The sequence below is a fragment of the Erythrobacter rubeus genome, from assembly GCF_014705715.1.
Taxonomy (GTDB): Bacteria; Pseudomonadota; Alphaproteobacteria; order Sphingomonadales; family Sphingomonadaceae; genus Erythrobacter; species Erythrobacter rubeus.
Window position 1 is genome coordinate 1,255,523 of sequence record NZ_JACXLC010000001.1, and the last position, 12,494, is coordinate 1,268,016.

Genomic DNA, 12,494 nt, shown 5'->3' on the forward strand with positions numbered 1-12,494 from the left:
ACGATTAGAAAGAGCTTCCCATGGGTTTCCGTTGCGGGATCGTGGGCCTTCCCAATGTGGGCAAGTCCACCCTTTTCAATGCACTTACCGAAACGCAGGCTGCGCAGGCCGCGAACTATCCGTTCTGCACGATCGAGCCGAATGTCGGCCAGGTCGCGGTCCCGGACGAGCGCCTCGACAAGATTGCCGCGATTGCGAAGAGCGCGAAGGTGATTGCTACCCAGCTGGGCTTTGTCGATATTGCGGGGCTGGTGAAAGGCGCGAGCGCAGGCGAAGGCCTGGGCAACCAGTTCCTCGGCAATATCCGTGAAGTCGATGCCATCGTCCATGTCCTGCGCTGTTTCGAAGATGACGACATCCAGCACGTCTCCAACCATGTCGATCCCATCGCCGATGCCGAAGTGGTCGAGACCGAGCTGATGCTCGCCGATCTCGAAAGCCTCGAAAAGCGTGTTCCCAATGCGCAGAAGCGCGGCAATGCCGGCGACAAGGAAGCAAAGGCGCTCGCGAGCGTGCTGGGTCAGGCGCTCGACCTGCTGAAAGATGGCAAGCCCGCGCGGCTAACCGAACCGAAGGACGATGAAGAAGCGCGGCTGTTCGAACAGGCGCAGCTGCTCACCGCAAAGCCGGTGCTCTATGTCTGCAATGTCGCCGAGGAAGATGCGGCGAACGGCAACGACCTGTCCGCGAAGGTCTTCGCGAAGGCAGAAGCGGAGGGAGCGCAGGCAGTGGTCGTTTCCGCCGCGATCGAAGCGGAGCTCGTCGAAATGCCGATTGAAGACCGCGCAGAATACCTCACAGAACTCGGCCTTGAGGAAAGCGGCCTCGCCCGCGTGATCCGCGCAGGCTACAAATTGCTCGGGCTGAAAACGTTCTTCACCGCAGGGCCCAAGGAATCACGCGCGTGGACTTTCCCCGACGGCGCAAAGGCACCGCAGGCTGCCGGCGAGATTCACAGCGATTTCGAAAAGGGCTTCATCCGCGCAGAAACGATCGCCTACGAAGATTACGTCGGCCTAGGCGGAGAAGGACCGGCGCGAGAGGCCGGAAAATTGCGCCAGGAAGGCAAGGAATACGTCGTCCAGGATGGCGACGTGATGCTCTTCAAATTCAACGTCTGATATTCTCGGAACCCGCTGGCCTTCTTTTCCGTTGAGTTTTCAAACACTCATCGGGGAAGTTACGTGGTAGACAAATCTGAGAAATTCAATTGGCTGGTTCGTGTCGGATATTTCAGCCGGGCCGTTCTGTACACTGTCCTTGGCTACATTGCGCTCACCAGCGCAGGCGAAATCAGCGAAGGCACAGACGGTATCTTCAAGGCGGTCGAGAACCTGCCGGGCGGGACCGCGCTGCTGTGGATCCTGGTGATCGGCCTCGCCGCCTACGCTCTCTTCCGCTTTGCCTCACCACTGTTCGATATCGAAAATAACGGCTCCGATACAAAGGGATGGGGCAAGCGTATCGGGCACGCGGGCAGCGGCATTGCGCATCTCGTGCTTGCCTGGACCGCGTATCAATTCGCCACCGGCTCGGGCGGCGGACAGGGCAGCGCTGGCGCTTCGCAAGCGGCTGCCGGCGTGCTCTCGATCAGCTTCGGCGGGGTTGTGATCGGTATCCTCGGATTGGCGTTCTTCATAGCGGCAGCGGCGCAGGCCAAGAAAGCGATCAGCGGAGATTTCATGAACCGCATCAGCGCCTCTGCACCTGGCTTTACGCGGATGCTCGGCGGTGCCGGTTTTGCCGCGAGAGCTGTCGTCTACGCGGTGATCGGCTGGTCGCTGTTTCAGACCGGCTTCCTGTCGAGCGGCGCTGAAAACGTGAAGACGCTTGGCGGTGCGGTTGCATCGCTGGCGGGCACGGGCTGGCTCTTCACGGTGACCGCGATCGGCCTGCTGCTGTTCGGCCTCTTCAGCTTCATCCTCGCGCGCTACAGGATCATTCCGGAGCTTGACCGCGATGCGGGCGTGCCCGAATTCCGCACTGCATAGTGAATAGAGAGCATCCGGCGCCGGTTGGCGGCGTCGGATGCGTCAGTTTAGCGCTCGAACTTCGCGGCGCGGTCCAGTTCGGCCAGGAATTCGGCGCTCTCATCCAGACGGAGTGCTACGCCCGAAATCGGCCGCTGTCCGCCTGTGAATGTGCGGATCATGACCGGCTCGGAAAAGCGCAAACTGACATTGGGCGAAGACATGATCGCGAGATTGATAACATCTTTGCGTTCGAGCTCGCCGCTCGAAAAAGCGGACCGGGTCTCGGCAATCGAACCAACTGGCACCACGAAATCGTAGATCATGCCGCTGCGAACACGGACCGCGCCCGGCGCGACTAATACCGGGTTGATCCTAAAACTTTTCAGCAGCGCAATCGTCCAGATCAGCCCCCACATACTCAGCCCAAATACGATCCATGCGACCACTGGATTCCACAACATCAATAGCAGGTGCACCACGCCAAGCTCGATCACTTGAAGCGCTACGAAAGTAGCAATCATCGGGGTGAGGTAAGTGTGATAGGCAAAAGCCTTCGCGCCCGAAGGTACATCCACGGGTGCACGCCAGCGGAAGAGTGCCAGCCACAGTACGCGGCACTCGGACACGACGAGATGCACCAGCTTTTCCGGCAAGACTTGCTCGAAGCCTGCCACCAGCGATCCGGACGACCTCCAGCCTACAACGATCCGGAAACTGCTCCATAGAGCAAACAAACCAGCAGTGGCGGCAGCGGCGACAAGCACGTGCGGCAGGTCTAGATATACTTCCCGAAGCGGCTCCGACGCACCGATGATAATCACCGCGCTCGCAAGCGAAACGACGCCGACAACCTGAAACAATTCCGGTTTGCGATCCGGCGATTTTGCAATGAGACCAAGCAGCAAAGCATCCGTGACGATCCAGGCGTAGAGCGCCGCCGCGATCCCCGAATTGGCCATTGCCCATGATGAATAGGTCGCCAGCCTCGCGCCGACAATCGCGATGAGCGGCAGCAAGATGGGAAGGATTTTGAGCAAGGGTGCGGGGAGAGAACTGGTCATTCGGCCTCCAATTCCGGTCAGCGATCGGACATGCTGACCAAGCGGCAAACGCACTCGATGCGTAGTCGATTGCGGCGGTCTACACCAGCAAGAACCCAGCCCGCCATGCGGTCAATGCCGCCCGAACAGCTTCTCTACATCTTCCATGTCGAGCTTGACCCAGGTCGGCCTACCATGATTGCACTGGCCCGAGCGCGGCGTGGCCTCCATTTCGCGTAGCAGCGCATTCATCTCCGCCAGGCTCAAGACCCGCCCTGCCCGCACCGATCCGTGGCACGCCATGGTCGCGAGCACATATTCGAGCCGCTCGGCCAGCAGCAGCGAACCGCTATCCTCATTCTTCCCATGCTTGGCGATGTCATCGGCCAGATCGCGCAGCAATTTCGCGCTGTCCGCTTTTGCAATGGCGGAAGGCACCGCGCGAACCAGCATGGCGCTGGGCCCGAACCGCTCGATCATCAGGCCGTAACGCCCCAGCCCCTCGGCTGCGTCTTCAAGCCGGTCGCAGTCCGCTTCATCCATTTCGACGACGTCGGGCACGAGCAGCGCCTGCGACCGCGTAACGCCCTCCGCTGCGCCCGCCGCCCGCAGACGTTCAAGCACAAGCCTCTCATGCGCCGCGTGTTGATCGACGAGCACCAATCCATCTGCGCTTTCTGCGACGATATAGGTTTTCGCGACCTGCCCTCTCGCAATGCCAAGCGGGAATTGCTGGGCATCCTCGGAAATGGGAGCCGCCTCTTCCGCCCTTCCCGAGGGAAGCGCCTCTGCAGATTGCGGCGTCCATTCGGGGCGCTGCTCGCCGACACGGGATCGTTGATCCGCGGGAGACCAATCGCGACCATCGAATATCGAGCGGAGCGCGGGCGCCTGTTCGGGCTGCGCAGGCTCCTGCTGCCAGCGCTCCATCACCGCCCGGTCCGGTCCCTGCGCGCTGCGGCGGTCACCGGTCGCGAGCGCTTGGCGAAGGCCCGAGACGATGAAGCCGCGTACTCCCGTGGCATCGCGAAACCGCACCTCGGTCTTCGCTGGATGGACGTTCACATCGACATCCTGCGGTGGCAGATCGAGAAACAGGGCGAGCACTGCATGCCTGTCGCGTGCGAGCATGTCCGAATAGGCTCCGCGCACCGCACCCGTCAGCAAACGGTCCTTTACCGGGCGCCCGTTCACGAACAGATATTGGTGATCCGCAACCCCGCGATTGTAGGTTGGCAGCCCCGCAATCCCGGTCAGCCGCATCGTCCCGTGCTCTGTCTCACGGCCCAGATCGATCGCGACCGAATTGTCTTTGAGCTCGCGTGCAATGATCTGAGCGACGCGCGTTGGAAGCGGCTCATCGGCCTGCGTCGTCAGCGCCTTTCTAGTCTTACCGTCTGTCCCGTTTTCGAGGGTGAAGGCAATCTCCGGGCGGGCCATTGCGAGGCGGCGCACGATATCGAGACATGCGATATATTCGCTTCTCGGCGTGCGCAGGAACTTTCGCCTCGCGGGCACCTTGCCGAAGAGGTTTTCCACGCGAATGCGCGTGCCCGGTGGGAGCGCTGCCGGACCTTCCTCGATCAGATGGCCATGGTCGAGCACCATGCGCCACCCATCCTCGGCTCCGCGAACTCGGCTTTCGATGGTTATGCGCGCAACGCTGGCGATCGACGGCAGCGCCTCTCCGCGAAAGCCCAGCGTCTCGACCATCTCGATCTGTCCATCGGGCAGCTTCGAGGTCGCATGGCGTTCGAGCGCGAGCGCCATGTCCTCCCGGCTCATCCCGCAGCCATCGTCGGTCACCTCGAACCGGGTGAGACCGCCGTCGGTAAGCGCAATCGCGATTCGCGCCGCGCCCGCATCGATCGCATTCTCAACAAGCTCCTTGAGCGCGGAAGCCGGGCGCTCCACGACCTCGCCCGCGGCGATGCGGTTGACCAGATCATCGGGAAGACGGCGAATTTGCGGCATTTGTCGCAGGCTAGCGTTCATGCACCGCAAATTCGAGGGTATCCGGGCATATTTCGGGCGTCCGTCAACAATTATTTTGGCGTTTTATGAACGTATTCGCTAGGCGGAACTGGTCATGCCTTGTGGGGTTTGGTTTATTGCAGGGGGATCGCGATTAAGCGGCCCGATATCCATGGAAAAACGATATAATGAGCTTCTTCGCAAATCTCTTCAAATTCGGGTCGCAGAACATGGCGATCGACCTCGGGACAGCCAACACGCTGGTCTATGTTCAGGATCAGGGGATCATCCTGAATGAGCCGTCCGTGGTCGCCATCGAGACCATCAACGGGATCAAGCGCGTCAAGGCGGTTGGCGACGATGCCAAGATGATGATGGGCAAGACGCCCGACACGATCGAAGCGATCCGTCCTTTGCGCGACGGTGTGATCGCCGACATTGAAATCGCCGAGGAGATGATCAAGCACTTCATTCGCAAGGTGCATGGCAAGCGTAACCTGTTCCGCTATCCCGAAATCGTGATCTGCGTTCCCTCGGGCTCGACCTCGGTCGAAAAGCGCGCGATCCGCGATGCGGCCTCGAATGCTGGCGCTTCGGAAGTTCACCTGATCCTCGAACCGATGGCCGCTGCCATCGGCGCCGACATGCCGGTAACCGAGCCGGTCGGTTCCATGGTCGTCGATATCGGCGGGGGTACAACCGAAGTTGCGGTGCTTTCGCTGCGCGGCCTCGCTTACACCACCTCCGTCCGAACGGGCGGCGACAAGATGGACGAGGCGATCGTTTCGTATGTCCGCCGCCACCACAACCTGCTGATCGGCGATTCCACTGCCGAGCGGATCAAGAAGGATTACGGCATCGCCGTCACGCCCGAAGACGGCGTGGGCGAAACGATCACACTGAAGGGCCGCGACCTTGTGAACGGCGTGCCGAAGGAAATCACCATCAACCAGGCGCATGTCGCCGAGGCTCTTAACGAGCCGATCGGTGCCATTGTCGAAGGTGTGCGCATCGCACTTGAGAACACCGCGCCTGAACTCGCAGCCGATATCGTCGATCAGGGCATCGTGCTCACCGGCGGCGGCGCGCTGATCCGCCGCCTCGATGAGCATCTGCGCGAGGAAACGGGTCTGCCGGTATCGATTGCGGAAGACCCGCTCACCTGCGTCGCCATTGGAACCGGACGTGCCATGGAAGATCCGATCTATCGCGGCGTCTTGATGAGCGCATAATCGCTGCCGACCGGCCCTGCCCGGTGAGCTAGAAGAAGGGAAATGCGGGTATGGCGCCGCCGTCATCGCGCCGATCATCGGGATTTTCGAAAAGGGCCCAGTATTCGGTTTTTACAGGTTACGTGCTCGCCGCTCTCGGTGCGGTGCTTGGCCTCGCCCTTCTCGCATTGTCGCTTTGGCAGCCCCCCGCCCTCGCCCCGCTGAGAGGCGGCGCCAACGATGTTGTCTCGCCGGTGGGTGAAGGCACTGCGGCTGTTCGCAGCACCTCGAATGATGTGTGGGACACAATCTCGGCCTTCTGGAATGCCGGGCGTCAGAACGCAGCCCTGCGCGAGGAAGTGGAGATCGCGCGCATCAGGCTTGAGGAAGCAAAAGCGGTCGAACAGGAAAACGAGCGGTTGAAATCGCTCGTCGCCCTTTCCGAAAGTCAGATCGAACCGGTCGCAGTCGCGCGGCTGGTCGGATCGACCGCGACCAGCAGTCGGCGGTTCGCCTATATCGGTAAGGGTCGGAGCGAAGGCATCGAAGTGGGCATGCCCGTGCGGTCGGCGCGCGGTGTGGTCGGGCGCGTGCTCGAGGTCGCAAGGCGCTCGTCGCGTATCCTGCTGCTGACCGACACGGAAAGCGTGCTGCCGGTCCGGCGATCCACCGATGAAACGGTAGCGTTTGCGGAGGGGCGCGGAGACGGTCTGCTTCGCATCCGGCTGATTAATCTTGGGCTCAACCCGCTGGAAGTTGGCGATGTGTTCGTGACGAGCGGAACGGGCGGATATTATCGCCCCGGCGTTGCTGTCGGGGTCCTGAGCGAGCTGACACCTGATGGCGGCATCGCTCGGCTTATCGCAGATCCTTCGGCCACCGACTTTGTGTCGATCGAGCCGATCTATGAAGAAGCCGCCACAGATTCGGCGCTGGTACCGACCGAAACCACGCTTGAAGAGGCCGAAAGCGATCGATGAGAGATACGCTTGGCCCTCCTCCCCAGCGGAGCGCGAGCCGCTTTAGCGGCGGAATCAATCGCACAGTCGCCCCGTGGCGCGCGAACACGGTGCCCTATGTCAGCATCCTGATCGGTTCGCTGATCCCTGCGCTGTTTCTTGCGCCGACGATGCCGCTCCTGCCGCCGCTTGGTTTCATGATGCTGGTGGGTTGGCGGATCATGCGTCCCGGTTTCCTGCCGCTCTGGATCGGCGTGCCCCTTGGTGCATTCGATGATCTGTTCAGCGGTCAACCGTTCGGCAGTGCGATCCTGCTATGGTCGGTGACCATGATTGCACTTGAGATCATCGAAACACGCTTCCCATGGCGCGGGTTTTGGCAGGATTGGTTCACCGCAGGTCTAGCGCTGGTTGGCTATATTCTGTTGGCTATGGTGGTTTCCGGCGCGACCCTCACATCCTATCTGTTTCTTGCCGCGATCCCGCAGATCGTTCTGGCAATCCTGCTATATCCGGTAGCCGCGCGCGTGATCGCGTGGCTTGACCGTTTCCGGCTCGCTCGTTCCAGAAGGGTCGATTAATGGCTGGATTGTTCAAAAAGAAGAAAGGCGGCGTCAGAAGCCGCGGGCCGCTCGTCAACGCCGCCACTCTGAAGAACCGGTTCGACCGGCGCAGCATGGTGATCGGCACAATCCAGGGCGGTATCGGTGTGTTGCTGGCTGTGCGCATGGGCTATCTCGCGATTGCCGAAAACGAGAAGTACCGGCTTGAATCGGAGAGCAACCGCGTAAACCTCACGCTCATTCCTCCCCGCCGGGGTTGGATACTCGACCGCAATGGCGCGCCTTTGGCTTCGAACCGGGCCGATTTTCGCGTTGATGTCATCCCTGAAAGACTGGCGGATCCCGACGAGACCATCGATCGGCTTGGCGAGCTGCTCGAACTGAACGAAGCGCGCATTGCCGATATCAAGCAGGAGCTCTCGGTCGCACGCGGCTTCGCCCCTGTGGAGGTCGCCAGCGGTCTCGACTACAAGCAATTTGCAGCGCTCAGCGTCCGCTTGCCCGACATGCAGGGCGTGGTTCCCCAGCGCGGCTTTTCCCGCTTCTATCCGACCGGCGCCACCGTGGGCCATTTGATCGGATATGTCGGCCCGGCATCGGAGGAGGAATACGAACAGGACCGCAATCCGCTGCTCATCACCCCCGGTTACAAGATCGGCAAGGACGGCCTGGAAAAGCAGTTCGAACAGGAATTGCGCGGAACTCCCGGCGCGCGCCGGGTTGAGGTTACGGCTTCCGGGCGGATCATTCGCGATCTCGAAACGCGCGAAGATATTCAGGGCGATCCGGTCAAACTGACCATCGATGGCCCGCTTCAAGACTACGCCGCCCGCCGCATCGGCCTCGAAAGCGGATCGGTGGTGGTCATGGACTGCCAAACCGGCGACCTGCTGTGCATGGCATCGATGCCAAGCTTCGATCCGAACAGTTTTTCAGACGGTATCGGCAGCGTTGAGTACGCCATGCTGCGCGAAGACCAGCGCGTGCCGCTCCGCAACAAGGTTTTGAAGGGACTGTATCCGCCGGGCTCCACTGTAAAGCCAATGCATTGCATGGCGTTCTTGCAGGAAGGGATCGATCCCGAAGAGACGATCGTGTGCGGCGGCGGACGCCGGATCGGGAACCGTTTTTTCAATTGCTGGAGCAATCACGGCGTCGTCAACATGGGCAAGGCGATTTACCAGTCTTGCGACAGCTATTTCTACCACTTCGCGCAGCGTGTCGGCTTCGATAAAGTCGCGGCGATGGCGAAGTATCTTGGGCTAGGCCAAGAGTTTCCGCTCCCGGTCACCAGCCAGTTTTACGGGACTGTCCCCACCCCTGATTGGAAGCTCAACAAGTTCGGCAGCGAATGGCAGCCCTACGACACCGTGAACGCTTCGATCGGGCAGGGATATTATCTCACCAGTCCGCTTCAGCTCGCGGTGATGAGCACACGTCTCGCGACCGGGCGTCATGTCGAGCCGCGGTTGACGATGAATGCAGAGCCGCGCGGGTTCAACCAGGTCGATTTTCCCGACGATCAGGTTTCCTACATCCGTCAGGCGATGAGCGATGTCGTCAACGGTCCGGGCACAGCCGGACGCGGGCGTTTGCCATTCGACGATATCAAGATGGCTGGCAAGACCGGCACGGCGCAGGTCGTTTCGCTTTCCGTTTCGGACGGACGAAGCGGTCCGTGGAAGTACCGGGACCACGGCCTGTTCACCTTCTTCGCCCCACTCGAAAGCCCGCGCTATGCGGGGGCCGTGGTGATCGAGCATGGCGGCGGCTCGGGTGCAGCCTATCCGATCGCCCGCGACGTGATGACCTTCATGTTCGATCCTCAAAAGGGAATCGAGGCGCTGAAAGCGCTCGAAGAACAATGGGGCGGCACCGCGCAGCAACGTCTCGATCAACGCTACGCCGCCTATGCTTCCGAACGCGGCGCCACCGTAAAGCCGCCACCGCGGCGCGATGAGGACATTTTCGACCAGGTAGAGGCCGAGGCTCGGCTCGCTGCCGCGCAGTCCGAGGCGATTGCCGGTGACGCGATTGCGCCCCGCCCCGACCCGGCTGCTTCGGGTTCTCCGCCGCCAGTTTCGGTGCCGGGCGAATGAACCGGATTATCCCCGATCCGATATCGCGCCAGCCATGGGGCATGCTCATCCCGCTGTTCCTGCTCGTCGCCTTCGGTGCTGCCGTCCTGTATTCGGCGGCGGGCGGATCGATGGATCCCTATGCCTCGTCGCATCTCGTAAGGTTCGGAGTGTTTCTGGTGATGGCCGCCATCATCGCTTCGCTTCCCCGCGAGCTGGTACGGTTCCTTACCTACCCTGCCTACATCGTAGTGCTGATGCTGCTGATCGCGGTGGAAATCATCGGGCAGGTCGGCGGCGGAAGCCAGCGCTGGCTCGACCTGGGCTTCATGGTGCTTCAGCCATCGGAGCTTATGAAGCCGGTCATCGTCGTCGCGCTGGCGCTGTACTTCTCCTCGCTACCTGTCGGACTGATAGCCAGCTGGCGCTCGCTGCTGGTTCCCGGCGCCATGATCGCGGTACCCGTGGGCCTCGTCTTGCTTCAACCCGACCTTGGGACCTCACTCGCGATCGCGTTCGGAGGAGGCGTGGTCATGCTTCTCGCCGGTTTGCCCCTGCGCTGGTTCATAGGAGCCGGGGTCGCGGCGGCCGCGGCCGCCCCGCTCGTTTTCTATTTCGGGCTGCAGGAGTATCAGCAGCGGCGCGTGCTGACGATGTTCGATCCTGAGGCAGATCCGCTGGGCGCTGGCTATCACATTACCCAGTCAAAGATCGCGATCGGTTCCGGCGGCATCTTCGGCAAGGGCTTCAACAACGGCTCGCAAAGCCACCTGCAATACCTTCCCGAACCGCATACCGATTTCGTGTTTGCGACCATGGCCGAGGAATGGGGGCTGATAGGCGGGCTCTTCGTCATCGCCATCTTCGCCATCATCATGCGTTGGGGCTGGAAGGTCGCGCTGCAATCGCGCGACCGGTTCTCCAGCCTTCTCGCCTCCGGTATGGTTGCGACGATATTTTTCTACATCGCGGTCAATCTGCTGATGGTGATGGGTTTCGCGCCCGTGGTCGGCATCCCCCTCCCCTTCATGAGCCACGGGGGATCATCGATGCTCACCAACATGATCTGCATCGGTGCACTGATGATGGTGAACCGCTGGAACCGCAACGCACCGCGCGGCGGACTTGAGAGCTAACCCCGCAGTTTAAACGTTCACCAGCCCTAGCTTCAGGGCTCTGACAACCGCGCCTACCCGGTCTGTCGTGTCCAGCTTTGCATAGATCCGCTTGGCATAGGTTTTGACGGTATCAGGAGACAGCTCCAGAATACCCGCAATAGCGGATACGGACTTACCCTTCACGATCCATTCCAGCACCTCCTGCTCGCGCTGCGAGAGGTCGACAGTGCCCTCATGCTCATCGAGCAAAACACAAACGCGCTGATGCGCTGCCTGTGATACGCTGCGTATAGTCCCGAGTGTGGCCTCACTCTCTTCGGAGATCGGATGCCCGAAGTCGAACGACGCGTATGCACTGCGCCCGCGCGGGCCAAAAAGCGGAACACCGAAGCCATGGACTAGACCGAACCGTTTCATCGCTACGAAGTATTCTTCGTTTTCCGCCGTATTGGGACCGAGCTTCATGGCCTCCTGCCAGGTCATCATGCTGCCATGGCCCATAATGCGGGCCGGAATCGGGTCCTTCCGGCGAAAGTCCGATTCGTCGTAGCATTTGAGCCATTCGCGGTCGAAGCCAACGGCATGGACAACCGTGCGCGCCGACGTCGGATCTTCAAAAAGCGGAGTGAAATGATAGCTTTGGCGGATGACCCCCAAATCCTCGCACACGCCGACCGCATACCAGAGCACGTCTCCGATATCCTGAAGCCCTTCGATCTTGCCAAAATAACGCTGCATGACGATGGCACAGGATACACCACGTCACCTAACTGGGCGACTTTCCGCTAACGTAAACTAGCGCCATATGGAGTTACGGTTGCTCCACGGAGCGCCCGCGTTCGGGTCGCACGCCGACGGTCCTCCCAGTCGGCAACGTTGGACGTGAAAGCCCTGGCGGCCGGGTTCACCCCCAAGGGCCCCTGTCGCCAGGCACTCTTTAGCCACGCCGTCAATTGAATGGAGACAGCCGTGTTTCGCTTCCGCGAGATTACCGTTCGCTTGTGCGGGAAAGTGTTCCGCACCGGGCGTGTCCCAGAACCTCAAGGTAACGCTGGGGCGGCTCACGCTGCGGCGATTGCCAAGGCCATTCGCGTGCGAGAAAGCCAAGGTTATGAGACCACCTTGCGGCATTTGCACAATATTACGCAGCTGTCCCAGCCCGAAGCTTTGAGGGCGGCCGCGGAACTTGAGCGTTCCAAGATGATCATCATCGAACGCGATCTTCACGATGTGCTTCAATCTCGATTGGAGCTGACCGCTGAAATGCGGCAGAACCTCGATGAGATCGCGCACAGCGATGCAGCATGACCCCTTTTCATCTGGGAAAGTGTAGCTATATGCAGCGCCTCAGTTGATTCGACGCGTAGCCAGGCTCGCTCGAATGTAAAGCAATCGATGTTGATCGATAAGGACGCATAGCTCAGTTGGTAGAGCAGCTGACTCTTAATCAGCGGGTCCTAGGTTCGAACCCTAGTGCGTCCACCAATCTTCTCAAAGACTTACCGTCGATAGTACACCCCTTCCAAAGGGGTGTCGAGGCCCGTTTAATCACCACGTAATCAATTGCCCCCGCGCTGT

At 60.7% G+C, this 12,494-nt stretch carries 11 protein-coding genes and 1 tRNA gene; 9 read left to right on the top strand and 3 right to left on the bottom strand.

Translation table 11 applies throughout. From position 1 onward, the window contains the following. Positions 1-20 precede the first annotated feature (20 nt). Positions 21-1,121 carry a redox-regulated ATPase YchF gene (ychF, locus tag IB285_RS06180; RefSeq protein ID WP_190787353.1) on the top strand — a complete coding sequence of 367 codons (1,101 nt, stop codon included), beginning with the start codon at positions 21-23 and terminating at the stop codon, positions 1,119-1,121. Between the two features lie 63 nt (positions 1,122-1,184). Then, positions 1,185-1,991, top strand: coding sequence for a DUF1206 domain-containing protein (locus IB285_RS06185; RefSeq protein WP_190787354.1), 807 nt, complete (start codon positions 1,185-1,187; stop codon positions 1,989-1,991). A 47-nt stretch (positions 1,992-2,038) separates the two neighbouring features. Here the strand turns inward: IB285_RS06185 and IB285_RS06190 are convergent, their stop codons facing one another. Together IB285_RS06190 and mutL are read right to left on the bottom strand one after the other, a co-directional pair. Next, complete coding sequence (locus IB285_RS06190; RefSeq protein ID WP_190787355.1) at positions 2,039-3,034, bottom strand: hypothetical protein; 996 nt, start codon at positions 3,032-3,034, stop codon at positions 2,039-2,041. Positions 3,035-3,145: 111 nt separating this feature from the next. Further along, positions 3,146-4,987 carry a DNA mismatch repair endonuclease MutL gene (gene mutL / locus IB285_RS06195; protein WP_190787356.1) on the bottom strand — a complete coding sequence of 614 codons (1,842 nt, stop codon included), beginning with the start codon at positions 4,985-4,987 and terminating at the stop codon, positions 3,146-3,148. Positions 4,988-5,175: 188 nt separating this feature from the next. Here mutL and IB285_RS06200 point away from each other — a divergent pair, with 188 nt between their 5' ends. Genes IB285_RS06200 through rodA form a run of 5 tightly spaced genes read left to right on the top strand, consistent with a single transcriptional unit; the run spans position 5,176 to position 10,934 of the window. Beyond that, on the top strand, positions 5,176-6,219 hold the full coding sequence (locus tag IB285_RS06200; protein WP_190787357.1) for a rod shape-determining protein: 1,044 nt from the start codon (positions 5,176-5,178) through the stop codon (positions 6,217-6,219). Positions 6,220-6,269: 50 nt separating this feature from the next. Next, the gene (mreC, locus tag IB285_RS06205) at positions 6,270-7,178 is read left to right on the top strand and encodes a rod shape-determining protein MreC (RefSeq protein WP_190787358.1); all 909 of its coding nucleotides are present in this window, start codon (positions 6,270-6,272) and stop codon (positions 7,176-7,178) included. Further along, entirely contained in the window at positions 7,175-7,738 is a 564-nt protein-coding gene (locus IB285_RS06210) for a rod shape-determining protein MreD (protein ID WP_190787359.1), read from the top strand. Before mreC ends, IB285_RS06210 begins: the two co-directional genes overlap by 4 nt. After that, positions 7,738-9,819 carry a penicillin-binding protein 2 gene (gene mrdA / locus IB285_RS06215; RefSeq protein ID WP_190787360.1) on the top strand — a complete coding sequence of 694 codons (2,082 nt, stop codon included), beginning with the start codon at positions 7,738-7,740 and terminating at the stop codon, positions 9,817-9,819. The genes IB285_RS06210 and mrdA overlap by 1 nt, the downstream gene beginning before the upstream one ends. Continuing rightward, complete coding sequence (gene rodA / locus IB285_RS06220) at positions 9,816-10,934, top strand: rod shape-determining protein RodA (protein ID WP_190787361.1); 1,119 nt, start codon at positions 9,816-9,818, stop codon at positions 10,932-10,934. Before mrdA ends, rodA begins: the two co-directional genes overlap by 4 nt. A 9-nt stretch (positions 10,935-10,943) precedes the next feature. Here rodA and IB285_RS06225 read toward each other — a convergent pair whose 3' ends face one another. Beyond that, positions 10,944-11,654, bottom strand: coding sequence for a helix-turn-helix transcriptional regulator (locus IB285_RS06225; RefSeq protein WP_190787362.1), 711 nt, complete (start codon positions 11,652-11,654; stop codon positions 10,944-10,946). A gap of 231 nt (positions 11,655-11,885) precedes the next feature. On the opposite strand from IB285_RS06225, the gene IB285_RS06230 reads away from it, so the two are divergent. Both IB285_RS06230 and IB285_RS06235 read left to right on the top strand, forming a co-directional pair. After that, complete coding sequence (locus tag IB285_RS06230) at positions 11,886-12,224, top strand: hypothetical protein (RefSeq protein ID WP_190787363.1); 339 nt, start codon at positions 11,886-11,888, stop codon at positions 12,222-12,224. Between the two features lie 101 nt (positions 12,225-12,325). Then, positions 12,326-12,401: transfer RNA gene (locus tag IB285_RS06235), tRNA-Lys, on the top strand. Positions 12,402-12,494: the final 93 nt, after the last annotated feature.